This is a genomic window from Nonomuraea sp. SBT364, assembly GCF_001083785.1.
Taxonomy (GTDB): Bacteria; Actinomycetota; Actinomycetes; order Streptosporangiales; family Streptosporangiaceae; genus Nonomuraea.
Genome location: NZ_LAVL01000004.1, coordinates 20,425 through 39,479 on the forward strand (window position 1 = coordinate 20,425; position 19,055 = coordinate 39,479).

Genomic DNA, 19,055 nt, shown 5'->3' on the forward strand with positions numbered 1-19,055 from the left:
GGACGCCTGTTCGAACAACGCTGCGGCCTCCGCCGAGATCACCGCGGCCGACAAGCCCGCATCCCGCATGCCGCCGAGCAGTAACGCCGTCGCCCGGTCGATTCGGTCGACAACCGTCCACCACACACCACTCACCGTCGGGAACCACTCACTCCTGGAATATGCCTCGTGGTGCGCCGAGGAGTTGCCGGCGTTGGTCGGCGGTGAGCAAGACGCGCAGGGCGACAAGCAGCGCGGCCACGCTGAACACGAACGCCAGCCAGTCCAGAATGTCCCCCGACCCTGCTGCGCCGGCGCGCTAGCTGTCCGCCGTCTGGTTGATCGGGCCGGGTCACGGTGTCGTACGGAATGGACCTGCTGGGCTGGTTCCGCTCAACCAGCAGGTTCAGGCAGTGCGCCTCGAACGCCCTTCAGGACACGATCAAGTGCCGCCCGGCCCGCGGGCCCCCAGTGCGGCTTGCCGCCGGGAAGGCCCCGATCTCCGTTCTGCCCCATGAGCATCAGGAAGAGGCTCTTCAAAGCGGCCAGCCCTCGTGCCCGCCGGATCGCCGCCTCGTCCGCATGCCCGTACCTGTCGAAGAACCGTGCGGCCGTGCCCGCCGGCAGCAGCACCCATGCGGCGGCGAGGTCCCACGCCGGATCGCCGGCGAACATGTCACCGAAGTCGACGACGCCCGAGAGCGTTCCGTCCGTGACGACGACGTTCGCGGGATGGAGGTCGCCGTGCACCCACACCGGCGGGCCCTCCCACGCGCGGGCCGCGACGGCGTCGTCCCAGACGGCCCGCACACCGGCAGCGACGTCGTCGGGGGCAACGGCCCGGAAGAAGTACTCGAAGCCTTCGGCGCAGTCCCTGGGATGGGCGCCGCGGTCCGTGGTGGTCGGCGCGTCGGCGGGCGCCTCCACATGGAGCGCCCGGAGGAAATCCGCCAGCGTGTCGGCCGCGTGGGCGCCGCGGCTGATCGAGCCATGGTCCAGCGGCTCACCGGGAACCCACGTCATCACCGTCCAGTACTTGGGGAAGCGCTCGGACGGTTCGCCGAACCGCACCGGGGTCGGCACCGGGAGCGGCAGGCGCGGGGCCAGCACCGGTAGCCACCGCCGCTCCTTGAGCTGGAGCTCCGGGGAGGGGTCCATGCGCTGCATGCGTACGGCCAACTCGTCCCCGAGGCGCCACATCTGGTTGCCCCAGCCGCCCGCCACCTCGCGGACGGCCAGCCCCGCGAGGTCTGGATGTTGCTCCTGCAGCAAGTCGCGGACCAGGTCTGCGGTGATCTCGAGCTCAGTGTCGGTCATGTGAAATCACAGTACTGAGGCGGCAGGCGTGGCGGCTCTCGCTCTCCGGCACCCGGGGCGCACCCGAAATGGGCCCGTACGGGCGGTGCTGGTCACCAGGCCACGCGCGGCGAGTCCCCCTCACCCGGCCGCTCATCGACGGTGATCGGCACCGAGGTGACCGCGCCGTCGGCGAGGCCGGCCCGGTAGGCGCGCCACCGGTGCGCGTACAGGAGGTACGCGCCCGTCCCGTCGACGCTGAAGCGCAGGCTCAGAGAGGCGTCGGACGGCAGCTCCGGCCGGGCCAGGACCCGCACGGGCCCGCCCGCCACAGGGATGCGTTCGACGGTGTGCCCGAGCGCGTAGATCAGCGCGCTGCCGTCGGCGGTGTAGGCCACCGACTCCATCGGCAGGGCGCCCGTGGCGGCCTTGATGATCCGGGACGCGGCGCCGTCCGGGGCGGTGCCCAGGCGGGCGAGGTCGAGCAGGGCGATGGCGCGGCCACCCAGCACGCACGCGAGCGAGCGGCCGTCCGGAGACCAGGACAGGCCGCTCACCACCGCGTGCGTCATCGTCTTCCAGTCCCGGCGCCGACCTGTGGCCACGTCGAGCACGGAGATCTTGGCGCCGCCTCCGATGAGCGGTGTGGAGTAGGCCAGCCGGGTGCCGTCGGCGCTGAGGGCGAGGTCGTGAACCAGCGTCAGGTCGTCGGGGTCGGTTGGCGTGACGGCCACCGGCTGCTCGGGCCGCCCGTTCTCGTCGAGGCGTACCAGGAAGAAGCGGATGGACGGGTTCGCCGACTCGGTCCAGCCGGCGATGGCGAACGTGCGGTTGTCCCGGGCGGCGGCCACGAGATGCCAGGAACTGGCGATGCCGGGCGGCAGCGGGATGTCGGCGATGAAGGCCCCGGTCTCGGCGTTGTGCACGGCGGGCGGTACGGGGGTGAAGACAGCCGTCTTGGACTTGCCGGGGAAACGGGCGAGCGGAGTACGCGCGGAGACGAAGAACCGCGGCGGGCCCGTCGCCCGCAGGGGTGCCCCGACCGCCATGGGATCGGCCAGGGAGGTCGCCATCGGGAACGGGTGCTTCACGGGCCCCGAGGACAGCGACGGTGACGGCGATGCCGGGGGCTGGGTCGCGCTGACGAGAGACACCCGGCCGGCGGCCGGATCGGCGCATCCGGCGGCCAGGACGGCCAGGGCCAAGCCCGCCAGCGCGGCGGACGTACGGGACGACATGCAGAGATCATCGTACGGGACGGGCTTCTTGACCAGAGCCGGCAGCGTCAGGAGGGGGCCTCGGCGCCACCGTCCCTGCCCCCCGACGCCCTACCTTGGTCACGTGGTTCGCTCGTGCTGAACCGCGGAAGCTAACGCCGGGCGGCCAGGAACACCGCCAGCACACCGTAGGCGCACAGCACGCCGAAGCCGGCCCACGGCGCCAGCGGGAAGTACCCGAGGAAGGGCGTGTAGAAGGCGTCAATGTGGTCGTATTCGGGCAGGCTCTGCTGGATCGAGAATCCCGCGGCCGGGGTGACCCGCAGCAGCCACTGCGACACGTCCATCGGCAGGGAAGCGGTGACGGCCAGCAGCAAGGGCACCATGGTCACCGCGACCGCCACGGAGACCGCCACCGCGCCACGCCGCAGGAGCGCGCCCAGCCCCAGGGCGAGCACCGCCACCGCGGCGAACAGCAGGCCGGTGCCGACGATCACCCGCAGCTGCGTCGGCAGGCCGACGGGAAGCGGGTAGACGGCGTTGCCGCGCAGGAGCGCCGAGCCGATCGGCAGGGTGATCGCGGCGGACACCAGCCCGGTCGCGAAGGCCGCAGCACCGATGACCACCGACCTGGCGCCGAGCACCGCGAGAGCCCGCCTGCCATCCGCGGTGGCGAACGAGACCGCCACCATGATGAGCGGGATGAGCCCGACGTACTGCCCCAGCAGGCTCCTCTCCACGGCCAGGCCCACCCAGTTGGGCCCGATGTCGCCCGCTCCCGTCAGGACGAACTCGTCACCGGATCGAGCGAAGGCGCCCGGGTGGTGGACGGTCACGCCGTCGTCCTCCACGCGTGCGCCGATGTCGTCGAAGGTCCAGTCGGCGCCCGCCGGGACGCCTTGCAGGCTGACCTGGTCGAAGACCGCGGTGGCCTCGGCGAATCTCGTCGCCTGACCGGCCCCGCCGTCCTCCACCGTGACGTCGCCCGGCGACGCGGCGAACAGCCCGACGTTCACGGTGTACGGCAGGCCGGTCAGGTGTGCCGTACCGACCTCCGACCACTGCTTGCCGTCGGCGGACTCGGAACCGGTCAGCGTGTCACCCGTGCGGGTCAGCCGCAGCCAGCGCGGGAAGCCTCCGGCGGAGCCCGCCGTGTCCTCGGTGAAGTCGTGCTGCATGCGGACGCCGTGCCGGGCGGTGACCATGATCGCCGCGTACTGCGATCCCTCCCGGATGCCGTCCTTGACCAGGACGCCCGCCTTCGCCCACGGCACGAGCCCGGGAACGGGCGGCGGGCCGCCGCCCGTGCCGGGAGGCGGGGGCTCCTTGATCCGTCCCGTCATCGAGTTCACCCGGACGGTGATGCTTCCGTCGCCTCTCAGCGGCAGGTGCACGTAGGTGAAATCGTCCACCACCGCCTGGCCGCCGGGGCCGGAGATCGGGGCCTGGCACGGCTCTTCGACGGGGCCGTTGCTGCACGTCACGCTGACGGTCCCGGCGACCGCCAGGCTCAGCAGCACGGTGGCGAGCGGGGCGGTCAGCAGGCCGGCGACCCGGCCGCGAGCGCCGGTGAGCCCGCGCCACTCGGCGGCGATGAGCGCGCGGTCCACCGGGGTACGAATGGAATTCATGCCGACGGTTGTACGCGGTCCGCGGTCCCGGCACCGTCGCAGCGGCCGCGACCCAGCTGCGACCGGGGATCAGGACGCAACGCATCTCGACGGCCCGCAGCCTCGCGTGCGTCAGTGGATTCCGAGGCCGGCGGCGATCGCCTCGGCCGTCGGGGCCTCCATGACGTTCACCACCTGGCCGTCGCTGAGGAAGAGCACCCGATCGGCGTGGGCGGCGACGGCCGGGTCGTGGGTGACCATGATGACCGTCTGCTCCAGGTCGTCGACCACGCGCCGCAGCAGGCCCAGGATCTCCCGTCCTGATCTGGCGTCGAGGTTTCCGGTCGGCTCGTCGGCGAACACCACCTCCGGCCCGGCCACCAGCGCCCGGCAGATGGCCACCCGCTGCTGCTGCCCGCCGGACAGCTCGTGCGGGCGGCGGTGTACGTGCTCGGCGATCCCGGCCCGGCCGACCAGTTCCTCCACCCGGCCGGGCACCGGCCGGCGTCGCGCGAGCCGCAGCGGCAGCTCGATGTTCTCCCTGCCCGTCAGCGCGGGCAGCAGGTTGAACGCCTGGAACACGAAGCCGATCCGGTGCCTGCGCAGGCCGGACAGCTCGGCCTCGCTCAGCCGCGTGATGTCGGCGCCGCCCACGCTGACGGAACCCGACGTGGGCCGGGTCAGCCCGGCCGCGCACTGCAGCAACGTGGTCTTGCCCGAGCCGGACGGCCCCATCACCGCGGTGAACGACCCGCGGGTGAAGGCGTGGCTGACGTCGCGCAGAGCGGCGACCGCCGAGACGCCCGTGCCGTAGACCTTGCCGACGCCGTCGAGACGCACCGTGGGTTCGATACCGCCGTTCATGCGGTGACCTGCCTTTCGTTTCGCAGTGCCGCGCGTACGACCAGCAGCGATCCCGCCGGCGCGCCGGTGAGCGCGGCCGCGCCGAGCGGGACCAGCCAGCCGAAGGGGATGAGGGACAACGTGACGGCCAGGCCGCCGGGCTCGCTCGCGGCGTGCACGAGCGTCACCCAGGCGGTCGCGGCCAGGGCCAGCACGAGGACGGGCACCACGGTGAACAGGCTCTCCCAGCAGGCCATCCTCATCACCTGGCCGCGGCGCATGCCAAGGTGCCGCATGCCGGCGAACTCCCTCCGACGGTCGAGCAGCCCCAGGCACAGGCTGTTGATCGCGGCCACGAGGCAGAGCAGCGCGACCAGCAGGGAGACGTACGGCATCGTGCGGTTCCGTTCGGCGTTCTCCCGGCTCTTCTGCCAGACGTACTCCTGTTTGGTGAAGGACTCCACCGGCACGCGCGGATCCGCGAGCCGGCCGGGGTCCACTCCGCGCACGTATATCCGCTCGTGCTGCCGCGACGGCAGGTGGGTGCCGGCGATCGCGTGGGCGGGCAGCAGCACCGACCCCAGTTCGCCGGTGTCGGCGTAGACCGTGGTCACGGTGTAGAGGGCGTCCTCGGCCTCGCCGGGGAACCGGACCCGTAGCCGCGACCCGAGCCCGGCCCCGAGCGAGTCGCTGACGGCGACCTCTCCTTCGCCCAGGTCGCCGGGCGACCGGCCGCGCAAGGTGAGATTGACGACCCGCGTGACGTCTCCGGTGATCAGGGTTGCGTGGGTGGGCGGCGGGTCCTGGGCAGACGGCCGTCCATCCACCGACACGGCGACCGGCATCGTCACGATCCCGACCGCGGCGGACGTGTCGCCGCGAGCCAGGACGCGGCGCCGCAACTCCTCCGACAGCGCGCCCTGTCCTGTCGACGGCCGCAGCACGTGGTCGGCGCGGACGTCCCTGACGGCGTACGCGGCCAGCCGCCAGTCGTAGAAGAGCTGCGTGCCCACGACCACGCCGACCAGCGTCACACCGAGCGCCAGCGACCCCACCGCCCCGGCGAACCTACGGTGGTTGAAGATCACGTTGGCTGCGGCCAGGAACCCGTCCACCCGCGACACCCGGGCGGCCAGGCCCCGGACCAGCTTGCCGGAGGCCAGCACGATCCACGGGGCCACCAGCCCGACCGCGGCCACGGTCAGGCACACCGTGCCCAGTTGCAGGCCCAGCAGGGCGGCCCCGTGCAGCCCGATCAGCCCCCACAACTGCACGGCCGACAGGACGCCGGCTCCGGCGAGCAGCGTCAGCCCCGCCACCAGCCGTCCCCTGCCGAGCCGCCTGCCCTCCGCGGGGGCTTCGCCCAGCGCGTCCCCCGGACGGATCCGCAGCGCTCGTCGTACCGAGGCCAGGCTCGCCACCAGGGCGATGGCCAGGGTCAGCACGAACGTCCACAGCACCGGAAGCGGGTGATGGCCGACCTCGAACGCCACGCTCACCGTACCGAAGTCCCGGAACCGCGCCGCGACGGCGGGCGCGAGGAGCATGGCGAGCGGGACCGCCACCGCCGCGGCGACCACCACGAGCAACACCGTCTCCACCAGCAGCATCCGCCGGATCTGCCCGGGGCGGGCTCCCACAGCACGCAGAACGGCGATCTCCAGGCCGCGGCGGCGGACCGACAGCCCCATGGCCGCCGCCACCATGCCCGTCGAGACCAGCGCGGTGACCCACACCAGGAACCACAGGGTGTTGAAGCCCGCACTGGAGACGATGTTGTTCTCCTGCCCGCCGCGGTCCGCGCCGACGGCGACGCGCGCGATCCGCAGCCCGGCGTTGTTGTACGGCTCCACCGCCCGGGTCACGGCCGCCCGCAGCGCCTCCGTGCCGACGCCCGGCCGGGGGTAGACCCCTAGCGCGTCGGCCCGCTCACCGCGTCCCGACAACCTGGCGGCGTGGCCGTCGGCGAAGAACAGCGCCGATTGGTGCCGCCAGGCCGAGCGGGGCGCCGCCACGCCGACCACCTTGTGGACGTGGACGGTTCCCGACACGGCGACCTCGACCCGGTCCCCGATTCCGGTCCTGGCCACCGCGGCCAGCCGTGCGTCCACAACCACCTCGCCCGGCGCCCGCGGCGGGCGGCCCTCCGTGAGCTGGAAGGGCGTCAGCCGCGCGCTCGACCAGCCGTGCCCCCACGGCCAGAGGCACTGGTCCCCGGGCACCTCCAGCCGAGCCCCGCGGACGAACAGCACGGCCGGGAAACTGAGATCACGAACCGTCGCCCCCACCTCGGGGAGCGCGTCCACGGCCGCCGCCAGTGCGGGCGAGATGCCGCCTCCGCTCGTGCCGACGACCAGCGGAACCCCGGCGTACCGCTCCACCGGGACCTCCTGCCGGTCCGCGGAGTCGACGACGAACCACAAGGCCCCGACCGCGGTCGCCGAGACGACCAGCGTAGCCAGCATGCCTATCAGGCTGCCCGGATGCCACCGCAGCGTCCGCCATGCCAGCCACGTCACCTCACCACCTCCGACCCGGGCCCCGGAAGCGACCGGGCCCGCGTTCCAGCACGATTCCTTGGGCTTTCCTCCAGCGTGCCGGTCATGGCGGTCCCGTTCCTCGGCCGCCGGACGGATTCCGCCTCGGTACCGCGGTCCTGCCGGACGGCATGGCCGGGACCCCGGTACCGGGGTGGTGAGGGACCCGCCGAGGGTAGCTCGGCCCGCCTCAGATTCCGACCGGATCGCGATCTTCCCGGGCGGCGGCCAGCGTGGGGTAGTCGGTGTATCCGACCTCGCCGCCCCCGTACCAGTGCTCCGGTCGCACCGGGTTGAGCGGCGTGCCGCGACGGAACCGTTCGACCAGGTCGGGGTTGGCCAGGAACGCCCGGCCGAGCGAGATCAGGTCGGCGCCCGCCGTGAGCAGCCGCTCGCCCTCGTGCCGGCCGCCGCCGGCAGGGAACGGAGTCGGCCAGGGCAGCGCCGGATTGGCGATCAGCGTGGCCGGCCAGTCGCCGCGGATGCGGTGGAACAGGGGTTGGGTAGGGTCGGCGAACACGACGTGCAGGTAGGCCAGGCCCTTGTCGGCCAGCGCGCCGACGAGCGCGGGATAGACGCGCTCGATGTCGTGCTCGCGCATGGCGTTGGCCGTGACACCGGGTGCGATGCGCAGGCCCACCCGCGCGGGACCGACCGCGTCGGCGACGGCCTCGACCACCTCGACCGCGAAGCGGATGCGGCCGGCCGCCGAGCCGCCATAGGCGTCGGCCCGGTGGTTGGTGGCCTCCGAGAGGAACTGGTGGATGAGGTAGCCGTTGCCGCCGTGCACCTCCACGCCCTCGAACCCGGCGTCGATGGCGCGCCGGGCGGCGGCGGCGAAGTCGGCCACGGTGGAACGGATCTCCGCGACGGTCATCTCGCGGGGCACGACCCCGGGCTTGGACCCGCCGGGGGTGTGGATCGGGTCGGGGAACGCCACCGGCGAGGGCGCGAGCGGCATCAGCCCGGTGGTGTCCGGGTGGCCGATCCGGCCGCCGTGCTGCAACTGCAGGAACATCGTGCCGCCCGCGGCGCGCACCGCGCCGGTGACGCGCCGCCAGCCCGCCACGTGCGCGTCGTTATATATGGCGGGAATGTCGGGATAGGTCTGCCCGACCGCGTTCGGGGTGCTGGCCTCGGCGACGATCAGCCCGGCGGACGCGCGCTGCGCGTAGTACGTCGCCATGATCGGCTCAGGGACTCCGTCGGCCGACGCGCGGTTGCGCGTCAGGGGCGCCATCACCAGCCGGTTGGGCAGGTGCAGAGCGCCGAGCCTGGCGGGTTCGAACAGGCGGGAGGTCAACGCTGCGCTTGACATGGTCATGGTCCGATCTCTCATGTTCTGTGGCTGTGACGACTGTGCTCCTGAGCGCTTCGGGGTTCCTGATGGTCCGCTGACGGTCCGCCGCCCGGCCCTGTGTACGGTGACCACTGTGCGGTTCGGAGTGCTTGGTCCACTGCTGGTGCAGGACGACGGGGGCCGGCCGGTCAAGGTCCTCGAAGCCAAGGTCAGGGCGCTGCTCGCCGATCTGCTCGTGCACGAGGGGCGGCCGGTCGCCGCCGACCGGCTCATCGACGACCTGTGGGGCGCGGAGCCGCCGGGCAACCCCGCCAACGCCCTGCAGGCCAAGGTCTCCCAGCTGCGCCGGGCCGTCGGCCGCGACCGCGTGGCCTACCAGGCGCCCGGCTACCTGCTGCGCCTCGGCCCGGCCGACGAGGTGGACGCGGACCGGTTCCTGGCCCTGGTGGCCGGGGCCCGCTCCGCCGACCCTGCCACGCGGGCCGCGCGGCTCACCGAGGCGCTCGGACTCTGGCGCGGGCCGGCGTACGCCGATTTCGCCGACGAGGAGTTCGTCCGCGCGGCGGCGCACCGCCTGACCGAGCAGCGCCTCGCGGTCGTGGAGGAGCAGGCCGAGACCCGCCTGGCCATGGGCGACCATCTCCTGCTCACCGGGGAACTCGCCGATCTGGTGGCCCGCCATCCGCTGCGCGAACGGCTGCGCGCCGTCCAGCTCCGGGCCCTCTACCTGGCCGGTCGCCAGAGCGAGGCGCTGGCCTCGTACGCGGAGCTGCGCCACCGGCTGGCGGACGAACTCGGCGTCGATCCCAGCCCGGAGCTGGTCGCGCTGCACCAGGCGATCCTGCGCCAGGACACGTCGCTCGGCCCGCCTCCTGGCGTCCCCGATCGCCCCCGGACGAATCTTCCCGCCCAGCTCACCGCCCTGATCGGGCACCGGCAGGCTCTGGAGGAGATCGGCAGGCTTCTCGCTCGTGTCCGCCTCGTCACGCTGATCGGGCCGGGTGGAGTGGGCAAGACGCGGGTCGCGGTGGAGGCCGCGTCGCGAGCGCCGTCGGAGGGGTCGCCGAACGGCCCGTGCTTTCCCGATGGGGTTTGGCTGGTCGAGCTCGCCGACCAGCGCGGAGGCGTGGCCGACATCGCGCAGGCGGTCGCGGCCACGCTCGGCCTCACCGGCGACGTCCCGGCGGGTCCGCCGGGGCCCGGTACGCCCCGGCCGCCCGCCGACCGGCTCGCCGCCGCCCTGCGCGAGAGCCGGATCCTGCTCGTACTCGACAACTGCGAACAGGTCATCGAGCCGGCCGCCGAGCTCGCGGACCTGCTGCTGCGCGCCGCGCCGGGGGTGAAGGTCCTGGCCACCAGCCGCGAGCCGCTCGGCCTGACGGGCGAGACCGTGTACCCGGTCGAGCCGCTTCAACCGGCCGACGCGATCCGGCTGTTCGCCGAGCGGGCCACCGCGTCCGCCCCGGGCTTCGCTCTCGACGGCGGGACGCGCGAGGCGGTGGCCGAGATCTGCCGCCGCCTCGACGGCATCCCGCTCGCACTCGAACTGGCGGCGACCCGGGTACGGGGCCTCGGGGTGCGGGAGCTGGCGGCGCGGCTCGAGAACCGGTTCCGGGTGCTCACGGCCGGGCAGCGGGGCGCGCCGGCCCGGCAGCAGACCCTGCGGGCGATGATCGACTGGAGCTGGGAGCTGCTCAGCGAGCCGGAGCGGGTGGTGCTGCGCCGCCTGGCCGTACCCGCCGGCGGCTGCACCCTGGACGCGGTCGAGGCGGTGTGCGCCGGGACCGGGGTACACCACGACGAGGTGCTCGACCTGGTGACGCGCCTGGTCGACCGGTCCTTGGTCGTCATGGCCGACAGTCCGGCGGGGCCGCGCTACCGGCTGCTCGAATCGGTGGCCGCGTACGCGGCGGAGCGCCTGCGCGAGGCGGACGAACTCGCGGGGGTTCGCGAGCGGCATCTGCGTCACTACCTGGACCTCGCCGAACAGGCCGAGCCTCAGCTCCGCGGTCCGCGGCAGCAGGAGTGGCTCAGCCGGCTCGACGCGGAAGCCGCCAACTTCCGTTCGGCGCTGCAAGGGGCGGTCCTCCCGGATGCGGCAGCCCGGCTGGCCACCGCCCTCTGCTGGTGGTGGCTGCTGCGCGGCAGGCTGAGCGAGGGCCGCCGTGCCCTGTCGGCGGTGCTCGCCGTCGCCCCCGAGGCCGCCGAACTACGCGTGCTGGAAGGCGCGTTCACGCTGCTGAGCGGCGACCGCTCCAGCCCGCGCCCGTCGCCGCACTCCGGGATCGACGCCCCGGAACGGCGCGGCCGGGCGGTGTGGTTGTACGCGTACGGCCTCTTCCACGCCGGGCTCCCGGCGGCCGGCGAGGAGCTCAACGCCCAGGCGCACGACCTCCTGGCCGCCGACGAATGGGGCACCGCGGCCGTACTCGGGCTGCGGGCGATGACCGCGCTGGCCCGTGGCGACCTCGACGCCGTCGCCCGGGACGGCCTGCGCAGCGCCGCGCTCTTCCGCGAGCTCGGGGACCGCTGGGGCGAGTTGCAGACCGTGTCACCGCTCTCCACGCTCGCCGAGATCAAGGGTGACTACGCCGAGGCCGCCCGCCGCCAGACCGAAGGGCTGCGCATCGCCCGGGAGCTGGGCCTGGCGGCGGAGGTCGCCGCCCGCCACTCGGGGCTCGGCCGGCTGGCGCTGCTCTCCCAGGACTGGGATCGTGCCCGCGAACTGCACGAACGGGCCCGGCGGCTGGCCGTGGAGCAGGGCTACGTCTACGGCGAGGTGCACGCGGTCATGGGGCTCGCCCTCGGGGCCCGCCGTTCCGGCGACCTCGACGCGGCGGAGGCGTACCTGATCCGGCTCCGCGACGAGCTCGTGTCCTCGGCGGCCGGCGAGCACCTGCTGCTCGTCGAGCTGGGCTTCACCGCCGAGCTGCGCGGCGACGCGGCGCGGGCCGCGGACTGTCAGCTGCGCGGGCTGGAGGTCGCCCGTTCGATCGGAGAGCCGAGGGCCGTGGCGCTGTCCTTGGAAGGGCTGGCGGGCGCGGCGGCGCTGTCCGGGGACGCGGGCCGGGCCGAGAGCGCGGCGCTCCTGCTCGGCGCGGCGGACGCGGCCCGGCGAAGCGTGGGCGCGCCGCTGCCGCCCGCCGAACGTGGTGACGTGGATCGGATCATGGCGGTGACGAGGGCCGTCCTGGGCGAGGCCGCGCATGCCGACGCCTTCCTGCGTGGCACGGAACTCCCCCCGCACGAGGCCGCGCACGTCGCCCGGACGACACTGTCCGACGCGTCCTGACTGCCGTGCTCCAAGGCCTGAGCGGGGTTCGCGCTGCAGGTCCCGCCTGTGGCCGGGCAGTCCCGCGGCGGTGCGGGTGCGGGTGCGGGTGCGGGGCGAGTTTCATCGGGCCTCCTTCGAGTGCGGGCTGAGGTCTTCAGCCGGAGCGGGAGGCGTACGCGCGGGCCGGTGCCGTGGCAGCAGCGTGCTGACCAGCGCGATGGCCACCGAGAGCGCGGCCGCGATGAGGAAGACCCGGTCGTAGCCGGCGGCGAGCGCGTCGGCCGGGGACCCGCCACCGGCCGCCGTGGTGGCGCCGGCGGCGGTGACGAGCACGGCCAGGCCGATCGACCCGCCCGCCTGGCCGGCGGTCTGGGCCAGGCCGCCGATCGTGCCCGCGTCACCCTCCGGGACGTCGGCGGTCGTCGCGGCCATGAGGGTGGGGAAGGTCAGCCCGATCCCGACCGCGATGAGCAGCGTGGGCCCGAGGAAGCCGGTGAGGTAGGCGCTGCCGGCATCGGCCTGGGCGAGCCAGCCGAACCCGGCCAGGAAGCAGGCGCCACCGGCCAGGATGAGGGGCCGTACGCCGGTGCGCGGCAGCAGTCCGGCGGCGAAGCGCGCGACCACCATGAAGGTCACCGCCGCGGGGGTCTGCCCGAGCCCGGCCTGAAGCGCGCCGAAGCCGAGCACGTTCTGCAGGAACAGCGAGGTGAAGTACCACATGGCGATGGTGATCCCGCCGAACATCAGCAGCATGCCGCTGCCGGCCGCCACCCCCCGGATCCTGAACAGCCTCAGGGGCACCATCGGCCGGGCGGCGAACCGCGCCTCCACGACGAGGAAGGCGGCGAGCAGGAGCAGCCCGGCCACGACTGGCACGACGACCACCGCCGACGTCCAGGCGTGGTCGGTGCCGTGCATGACGCCGTAGATGAGCGCGGCCAGACCCGCGGTTCCGGTGACCGCGCCGGCCAGGTCGAGCGGTTCGCGCCGCCCTGGCCGGCGGCCGGGCAGCGCCATCATGGCCAGCACGACCAGCGCCGCGCCGATCGGCACGTTGATCAGGAAGACCCACCGCCACGACAGGCCGGTGGTGAGGGCGCCACCGGCGAGGGCGCCCGCCATGCCGCCGATCCCGCCGGCGGCCGACCACGCGCCGAACGCGCGGGCCCGCTCGCGGCCCTCGGCGAAGCCGGTGTTGATCACCGCCAGGGTCGCCGGGGCCATCATGGCGGCTCCGGCGCCCTGCGCGACGCGGGCCGCCACCAGGATTTCCGGCGCGGTCGCCAGGCCACCGACCAGGCTGGTGGCGGAGAACAGCGCCAGCCCTGCGATCAGTATCCGGCGCGGGCCGAACAGGTCGGCGGCCCGGCCGCCCAGCAGCATGAAACCGGCGAAGGCGAGCAGGTAGCCGTTCACCACCCAGGCCAGGCCGGTGGAGGTGAAACCGAGGTCGCCGCGGATGGAGGGCAGGGCGACGTTGATGATGGACGAGTCCAGGATGACCATGAACTGGCAGGCGCAGGCCAGCGCGAGGACCAGCCAGGAGGTGCCGGCGCGTGATCTGGCCGGCTGCGTCACGGTGCTGGTGGTGCCCATGATTCTCTCCTCTCCGGCTCGCCGCTCACACGCCCTGGGAGGCCGTGGCGGCGACGGGCTCGCCGGCGTCGGTCCGGCCGCCTGCCAGCAGCCGGATGGTGATCTGGGCCAGTCGCTGTCCCTGGTGCCTGGCCGCGGCCAGCGTCGCGGTGTCCTGGTCGTCCCCGGTCGGGCCGGCCACGAGCGACGTGCCGTAGGGGTTGCCGCCGGCGGCGTACACGGCCGGGTCGGTGTATCCGGGCGGGACGATGAGCGCGCCCCAGTGGTAGAAGACGTTGCCCAGCGACAGGATCGTGGCCTCACTGCCGCCGTGCCGGTTGTAGGCCGAGGTGAAGGCCGTCACCGGCTTGCCGGCCAGCTCGCCTTCCCGCCACAGTCCGCCGGTCTGGTCGATGAACTGCTTGAGCTGCGCGGCAGGCGTGCCGAACCGGGTCGGCGTCCCGAACGCGAACGCGTCGGCCCACGCCAGGTCCTCGACCGCGGCCTGGGCGATCGAAGCTGTGGCGTCGGCGTGCTGCCGCCACAGCGGGTTCTCGTCGATGGCGCTGTCGGGCGCCAGCTCGGGCACCCGCAGCAGCCGCACCTCGGCGCCGGTCGACGCGGCGCCCTCGGCGACGGCCTGAGCAAGCTTGTGCACGGCGCCGGTGGCGCTGTAGTAGATGACGGCGATCTTCGCGGTCATGTCGGCTCCCTGGGTTGCCCAAAATTGGTTATGCAGATAATGTTATCCGCATAATAGTTATTCGCATAATGATCCTGTCAAGGAGTGCCCCGTGGACTTCGATCAAGCCGACGCCCTGAACCAGGCCGTCCGCACGCTGACCCTGCGGCACCGGGCCAGGGCCGCCGCGCTGCTGGCCCCGCTGGGCCTGCATCCCGGGCAGGAGGCACTCCTGCTCGAACTCGCCCGGACCGGCCCGATGATCCAGGCCAAGCTCAGCGAGGTGCTCGGCGTCGAGCCGCCCAGTGTCACGCTCATGGCCCGCAAACTCGAAGCCGCCGGCTACATCCGCCGCACGCCCGCCCCAGGTGACCAGCGCGCCACCGTCGCCGAGCTCACCGACAGCGGCAGGGACCTCGTCGGCCAGGTCCGGCAGCTGTGGTGCGCCCTGGCGGAGGAGACCGTGGCAGGTCTGCCCGATCAGACCGTTGCGGAGCTGCCCGGCCTGCTGCACACTCTGGCCGGCAACGTCGACACCAAGCGCCGATCGGTGCCCTGCCGGGAGGGCTGAACGGCTCCCGATCCGCCGGCAGCCGCTCGCTCCCTGTCGTAGACCCGCTGAAGATGTCGCTGGTCAGGGCCGGCAGGCCGGAGGGTCCGTTGAGGTTCATCCCGGCTGCGGATCAAGGTCCCCCTTCATCCCGCCGCTACTTGATGTCTCCATCGGGAGCATGCGCCCGAGCTGTGGAGTCGTCGCCGCCCTGTTACCGGCTGCCGCCGTAGTCGCGGTCCTGGTCTGGTTGCCGGGCTGGGGGCGGGCGCTCGGCATCGCGGGCGGGTGGCTGGTCAGGGCCTTCACCGCCGGCCGCCTCACGTTCGCCGTCCGCACCTACCTGCAGGACGGGCTCCATCGGGACATCGAATACGGGTACCCCTCCGACATCGGCCGTCGCCTCCGGATGCACTCCCTTGGGCGGCGAGCCCGCGAGCATGCCGAGGCAGGCGAGGGGGAGGAGGCCGTCGGCTTCTTCGAGAGACTCGTGGACCTGCGCCGTAAGCAGGCCGCCGGCGGGCACAAGAAGGGCGCGCACTTGCTCGGCAGTGCCCTGCACAACTGCGGCGCCACGCGGCTGCTGCAGCGGGTGGGCCCTAGCGCTCTGGCCCGGACCGAGCTGGAGGAGGCCGTGTCCGTACGCCGTACTCTGCCCGGTCGTGCTCACTCAACTGCCCGGGCCTGCTGCACCTGACGACGGGCACGCACGCGGAGGGAATCCCTTCGCCCGCGAAGCCATCCAGAGTCCTCCCGGACCTGGCCCTGACGCTGAGCACGCTGTGCACCCTGTGCCAGGGGCACACGAGCGATCATGCTGTGGAGAAGTGTCCACGCCATGCGGGACATCTCCTCCACGAGGCGCGGAGCCTGGTGCGCCAGGATCGCCGTGCCTTCCTGCCGCAAGGCGAGGCCGGACGCTGACGCTCACCCCAGGATGATCGTGAGCTCGAACTCTGCCCGGGGGGCAGGCCGTCCCGTGGTTCAGGCCCTGTTCGACGGCGCGTTCGGCGCCCCCACGACCGCGACGAGGTCCGGGCGCACCGCGCGCCGCAGCCGCCCGGCCATAGACCGAACAGTCGCTCCTTCAGCATGTGAAGCGGCACGACACATGCTGAAGGTGCAGATCACGTGGTCAAGGACGCGATCAATTGCACATCGTGACCGTGCGGTAGCCGCAGTTGGTGTTGTAGCACCGCATCTTGTAGCAGCCGGTGTTCGGGTCGTAGCTGATCTGCACGCACCTCGGGGTGCACGCCGCGTCGGCCTTGGCCGTGGGGACCAACCGGTCGATGAGCTTGTCCAGCATTCTGTCTTCACCTCCTTCGATGCCTCGGGCGGAAGAGGCGCGCACAGGCGCCGCCAGCCTCGGCTTCGGGATCGAGACCGGAACGCGGCTCATCGAGGATCATCAGAGCCGCGCGGGAGATCCACGTTCTGAATGTTGTCCGGTTCCGCTAGCTCGACCCTGGCGTGCCACTGGCCCGGCCCAGTGAGGGCTACCGGAAGTCGACGCGGTGGCTCCCGCACCACCCTGTGCTACGTCGAACCCGGCCCGAAGCCATCACAAGGTCACAACGCCCGGACCGCACCCGGAGTCGGAGGAGTTCCGGCGTATCCGCGAGACGTACGTGCATTCCTCCTCATACGCGGTATGCGTTCTCCCAGCGGCGCGCAGCGCGACTGGGCGGCTGGGCCGAGAACGTGAACGCGGTCGCGTGGGCGAAGCACCGGATGCCTGTCATCACGGTCACCGGCGTAAGCGGGTGCCTGGAGCTGTTCGGGATTCGGCCCGACGAACTCGACTCGTCCGGCTCGGGGTTCACCTGCTCGATCACCTCGAACGGCCGCACCGGCTCGTCGTCCGCGCACCCTCGGCCGGCGGCGCAGGCTGTGGTCCTGCTGCGTGCGCCGCGGGGGGGCAGGTCGTAGCCCGCGGCCTCGAGGAAGATCGCGCGGATCAGGTCGAGGGCTTCGTCGGCACAGTCAGCAGCGCCCAGCTGAAGGCCACCAGCGAGCCGGTGCCGGCCACCGCCCGCACCACGTTCCAGGTGTTCCAGGGGCCCTCGAACCCGGACCGCGTCACCCTGCCCGCGGCGAGCGCGTCGTTGAGCGGCACGTTCGCCGCCATGGTGACCAGCAGCATCACCACCGACAGCGCGAACCCGACCGCAACCGCCCAGCGGCGCTCCAGGATGAGCGCCACCAGGCCGAGCACCGGCCCGGCCAGGAACACCAGCAGGAACAGCGGATTCACGATGGCGATGTTGATCTGGTTCATCGCCTCGACGAACGTCGCATCACCGGCCCCGGCCAGCCCCGGCATCACCGCGTAGGCGAACCCGGCAAACAGGCCGGCCATCAGGCCAGCAGCCAGGGTCGCCGCGAGCAGCAGCGCTGATCTCATCACAAGCTCCAGATTCCTGCCGCCGCGCTCTCCCGGGCGAAGTCGGCGAAGTCGCGCGGTTCGCGGCCCAGCGCGCGCTGGACCCCGTCGCCGAGCGAGGCGTTGCGGCCGTCGAGCACCGTCGTGAACAGGTAGGTCAGGAAACCGGCGGCGTCCTCGGGCACGTGCTGCACGTACGCCTCGACCGGGATCTGCGTGTAGCTGATCTCGCGCCCGGCGGCCGCGGCGATCTCGGCGGTGGCTTGGGCGAACGTCAGCAGCCTGGGCCCGGTCAGCTCGTAGACCTCCCCCGCGTGCCCGTCCCGGGTGAGCGCGGCGACCGCCACGTCGGCGATGTCGTCGGCGTCCACGAACGGCTCGGGCACCTCACCCGCCGGGAGGTGGACGTCTCCCTCCTGGAGGGGCTCGAGCATGTAGCCCTCGCTGAAGTTCTGGTTGAACCAGCTGCAGCGCACCACGGTCCACTCGGCCGCGGAGGCGGCCAGGATCTTCTCGCACTGCTGCGCCTCCTCCTCGCCGCGGCCCGACAGCAGCACCAGCCGCCGCGAGCCGGCCAGCTCGGTGAAGGCCGCGATGTCGTCGGCCGCGCCGGGCACGGCCAGGTCGGGGTAGTAGGAGACGTACGCGCTGCGGGTCCCCTCGAGCGCGGGCGCCCAGGTCGAGCGGTCCGCCCAGTCGAAGGGGACGCCGCCCGAGCGGGTGCCGATCCGGACCGGCACGTTCATCGCAGTCAGCCGCTCGACCACACGCCACCCGGTCTTGCCGGTTCCGCCAAGAACAAGAGTCATGTTTGTCATGCCTCCACGATGCTGTTTGCCCGGATCGGCAACAATGAGAGTGTCGGCAACGATCGTTAATACGGAGGTTCACGAAGTGGAGCGGCGGGACTTGGAGATCTTCCTCATGCTCGCCGAGGAACTGCACTTCGGACGCACCGCGGAGCGGCTGCACGTCTCCACCGCTCGCGTCAGCCAGACGATCAAGAAGATCGAGCGCCGCATCGGCGTCCCGCTGTTCGAACGCACCAGCCGTCAGGTCGCGCTCACCCCCGTCGGTCAGCGTCTCTTCGACGACGTACGGCCGGCCTTCCAGCAGATCGAGGAGGGCATCGCCCGGGCCGTCGCCGCGGGCAGGGGCATCGACGGCGTGCTGCGGGTGGGGTTCGTCGGCACCGCGGTCGGCCAGTTCGTGATCGAGGTCTCCGATCTCTTCCACGGTCGCTACCCCGAGTGCGAGGTGCAGATCACCGAGAGCCGCTACGCCGAGGGCACCTCGCTCCTGCACGGCGACCAGATCGACGTCCTGCTGGTCGGCGCGCCGTCGCTGGAGCCGGCGGTGGCCGAGGGGCCGATCCTGTTCCGCGAGCAGCCGGTGCTGGCGGTCTCCTCGCGGCACCCGTTCGCGCGCCGTGAGTCGGTCTCGATGGAGGACCTGGCCCGCGACAGGGTGCTGCGGCCCAGGGAGTTCGCCGACGAGGTGGACGCGCTGGTGGTGCCGCGCACCACGCCTGGCGGTCTGCCGATCCCGCGCGGCCCCACGTTCGGGACCATCCAGGAGATGCTCGCGCTCGTCGGGGCGGGCAAGGGCGTCTTCGTCGTGCCCGCACACGCGCGCCGCTACGACTCACGGCCGGACGTCACCTACGTGCCGATCCAGGATGGCCGGCCGTTCGAGTGGCGGCTGGTCTGGTTGACCTCCGCCGAGAGCGCCAGAGTGCGCGCGTTCACGCAGGCGGCGGCCGACTACGTGCGCCTGCATCCGGACCCGCTGATCGGTTCTTGAGCA

Annotated in this window: 16 protein-coding genes; 5 read left to right on the forward strand and 11 right to left on the reverse strand. The window is 72.8% G+C overall.

What is annotated here, in order from left to right:
* Positions 1–372 precede the first annotated feature (372 nt).
* The 6 genes from ADY59_RS03300 to ADY59_RS03325 form a co-directional block, all read right to left on the reverse strand.
* Positions 373–1,296 carry an aminoglycoside phosphotransferase family protein gene (locus ADY59_RS03300; protein ID WP_049557387.1) on the reverse strand — a complete coding sequence of 308 codons (924 nt, stop codon included), beginning with the start codon at positions 1,294–1,296 and terminating at the stop codon, positions 373–375.
* Between the two features lie 92 nt (positions 1,297–1,388).
* Entirely contained in the window at positions 1,389–2,513 is a 1,125-nt protein-coding gene (locus ADY59_RS03305) for a WD40 repeat domain-containing protein (protein WP_049557388.1), read from the reverse strand.
* Positions 2,514–2,644: 131 nt separating this feature from the next.
* On the reverse strand, positions 2,645–4,123 hold the full coding sequence (locus ADY59_RS03310) for a hypothetical protein (RefSeq protein ID WP_049557391.1): 1,479 nt from the start codon (positions 4,121–4,123) through the stop codon (positions 2,645–2,647).
* Between the two features lie 111 nt (positions 4,124–4,234).
* Positions 4,235–4,966: an ABC transporter ATP-binding protein gene (locus ADY59_RS03315; RefSeq protein WP_049557393.1), complete on the reverse strand. Its 732-nt coding sequence runs from the start codon at positions 4,964–4,966 to the stop codon at positions 4,235–4,237.
* On the reverse strand, positions 4,963–7,464 hold the full coding sequence (locus ADY59_RS03320) for an ABC transporter permease (protein WP_156325265.1): 2,502 nt from the start codon (positions 7,462–7,464) through the stop codon (positions 4,963–4,965). The genes ADY59_RS03315 and ADY59_RS03320 overlap by 4 nt, the downstream gene beginning before the upstream one ends.
* Positions 7,465–7,672: 208 nt before the next feature.
* Positions 7,673–8,806, reverse strand: coding sequence for an alkene reductase (locus ADY59_RS03325; RefSeq protein WP_049557397.1), 1,134 nt, complete (start codon positions 8,804–8,806; stop codon positions 7,673–7,675).
* Between the two features lie 109 nt (positions 8,807–8,915).
* On the opposite strand from ADY59_RS03325, the gene ADY59_RS03330 reads away from it, so the two are divergent.
* Complete coding sequence (locus ADY59_RS03330) at positions 8,916–12,074, forward strand: BTAD domain-containing putative transcriptional regulator (protein WP_049557398.1); 3,159 nt, start codon at positions 8,916–8,918, stop codon at positions 12,072–12,074.
* A gap of 102 nt (positions 12,075–12,176) precedes the next feature.
* Here the strand turns inward: ADY59_RS03330 and ADY59_RS03335 are convergent, their stop codons facing one another.
* Positions 12,177–13,652, reverse strand: a complete 1,476-nt coding sequence (locus ADY59_RS03335) for an MFS transporter (protein ID WP_049557399.1) — start codon at positions 13,650–13,652, stop codon at positions 12,177–12,179.
* 25 nt (positions 13,653–13,677) lie between these two features.
* Positions 13,678–14,334: an NAD(P)H:quinone oxidoreductase gene (wrbA, locus tag ADY59_RS03340; RefSeq protein ID WP_049557400.1), complete on the reverse strand. Its 657-nt coding sequence runs from the start codon at positions 14,332–14,334 to the stop codon at positions 13,678–13,680.
* A gap of 91 nt (positions 14,335–14,425) precedes the next feature.
* On the opposite strand from wrbA, the gene ADY59_RS03345 reads away from it, so the two are divergent.
* Complete coding sequence (locus ADY59_RS03345; RefSeq protein ID WP_049557401.1) at positions 14,426–14,884, forward strand: MarR family winged helix-turn-helix transcriptional regulator; 459 nt, start codon at positions 14,426–14,428, stop codon at positions 14,882–14,884.
* Positions 14,885–15,044: 160 nt separating this feature from the next.
* Positions 15,045–15,560: a hypothetical protein gene (locus ADY59_RS03350; RefSeq protein WP_049557402.1), complete on the forward strand. Its 516-nt coding sequence runs from the start codon at positions 15,045–15,047 to the stop codon at positions 15,558–15,560.
* Positions 15,561–16,010: 450 nt separating this feature from the next.
* Here ADY59_RS03350 and ADY59_RS49555 read toward each other — a convergent pair whose 3' ends face one another.
* Positions 16,011–16,172 (reverse strand): hypothetical protein, encoded by a 162-nt coding sequence (locus tag ADY59_RS49555; protein ID WP_156325266.1) that lies wholly within the window; start codon positions 16,170–16,172, stop codon positions 16,011–16,013.
* Between the two features lie 425 nt (positions 16,173–16,597).
* Here ADY59_RS49555 and ADY59_RS03355 point away from each other — a divergent pair, with 425 nt between their 5' ends.
* Complete coding sequence (locus ADY59_RS03355) at positions 16,598–16,795, forward strand: hypothetical protein (RefSeq protein WP_049557404.1); 198 nt, start codon at positions 16,598–16,600, stop codon at positions 16,793–16,795.
* Positions 16,796–16,823: 28 nt separating this feature from the next.
* Here ADY59_RS03355 and ADY59_RS03360 read toward each other — a convergent pair whose 3' ends face one another.
* Positions 16,824–17,270, reverse strand: coding sequence for an anthrone oxygenase family protein (locus ADY59_RS03360; protein WP_049557406.1), 447 nt, complete (start codon positions 17,268–17,270; stop codon positions 16,824–16,826).
* Positions 17,270–18,058, reverse strand: a complete 789-nt coding sequence (locus ADY59_RS03365; RefSeq protein ID WP_231618515.1) for an NmrA family NAD(P)-binding protein — start codon at positions 18,056–18,058, stop codon at positions 17,270–17,272. Before ADY59_RS03365 ends, ADY59_RS03360 begins: the two co-directional genes overlap by 1 nt.
* Positions 18,059–18,143: 85 nt before the next feature.
* On the opposite strand from ADY59_RS03365, the gene ADY59_RS03370 reads away from it, so the two are divergent.
* The gene (locus ADY59_RS03370) at positions 18,144–19,052 is read left to right on the forward strand and encodes a LysR family transcriptional regulator (protein ID WP_082309814.1); all 909 of its coding nucleotides are present in this window, start codon (positions 18,144–18,146) and stop codon (positions 19,050–19,052) included.
* The last annotated feature ends 3 nt before the right edge of the window (positions 19,053–19,055 follow it).

What these genes read in the sequence shown, in the direction of transcription:
- ADY59_RS03300 (WP_049557387.1), bottom strand. Translation starts at nt 1,296, where the DNA reads ATGACCGACACTGAGCTCGAGATCACCGCAGACCTGGTCCGCGACTTG.
- ADY59_RS03305 (WP_049557388.1), bottom strand. Translation starts at nt 2,513, where the DNA reads ATGTCGTCCCGTACGTCCGCCGCGCTGGCGGGCTTGGCCCTGGCCGTC.
- ADY59_RS03310 (WP_049557391.1), bottom strand. Translation starts at nt 4,123, where the DNA reads ATGAATTCCATTCGTACCCCGGTGGACCGCGCGCTCATCGCCGCCGAG.
- ADY59_RS03315 (WP_049557393.1), bottom strand. Translation starts at nt 4,966, where the DNA reads ATGAACGGCGGTATCGAACCCACGGTGCGTCTCGACGGCGTCGGCAAG.
- ADY59_RS03325 (WP_049557397.1), bottom strand. Translation starts at nt 8,806, where the DNA reads ATGACCATGTCAAGCGCAGCGTTGACCTCCCGCCTGTTCGAACCCGCC.
- ADY59_RS03335 (WP_049557399.1), bottom strand. Translation starts at nt 13,652, where the DNA reads ATGGGCACCACCAGCACCGTGACGCAGCCGGCCAGATCACGCGCCGGC.
- wrbA (WP_049557400.1), bottom strand. Translation starts at nt 14,334, where the DNA reads ATGACCGCGAAGATCGCCGTCATCTACTACAGCGCCACCGGCGCCGTG.
- ADY59_RS03350 (WP_049557402.1), top strand. Translation starts at nt 15,045, where the DNA reads ATGCGCCCGAGCTGTGGAGTCGTCGCCGCCCTGTTACCGGCTGCCGCC.
- ADY59_RS49555 (WP_156325266.1), bottom strand. Translation starts at nt 16,172, where the DNA reads ATGCTGGACAAGCTCATCGACCGGTTGGTCCCCACGGCCAAGGCCGAC.
- ADY59_RS03355 (WP_049557404.1), top strand. Translation starts at nt 16,598, where the DNA reads ATGCCTGTCATCACGGTCACCGGCGTAAGCGGGTGCCTGGAGCTGTTC.
- ADY59_RS03360 (WP_049557406.1), bottom strand. Translation starts at nt 17,270, where the DNA reads ATGAGATCAGCGCTGCTGCTCGCGGCGACCCTGGCTGCTGGCCTGATG.
- ADY59_RS03365 (WP_231618515.1), bottom strand. Translation starts at nt 18,058, where the DNA reads ATGACTCTTGTTCTTGGCGGAACCGGCAAGACCGGGTGGCGTGTGGTC.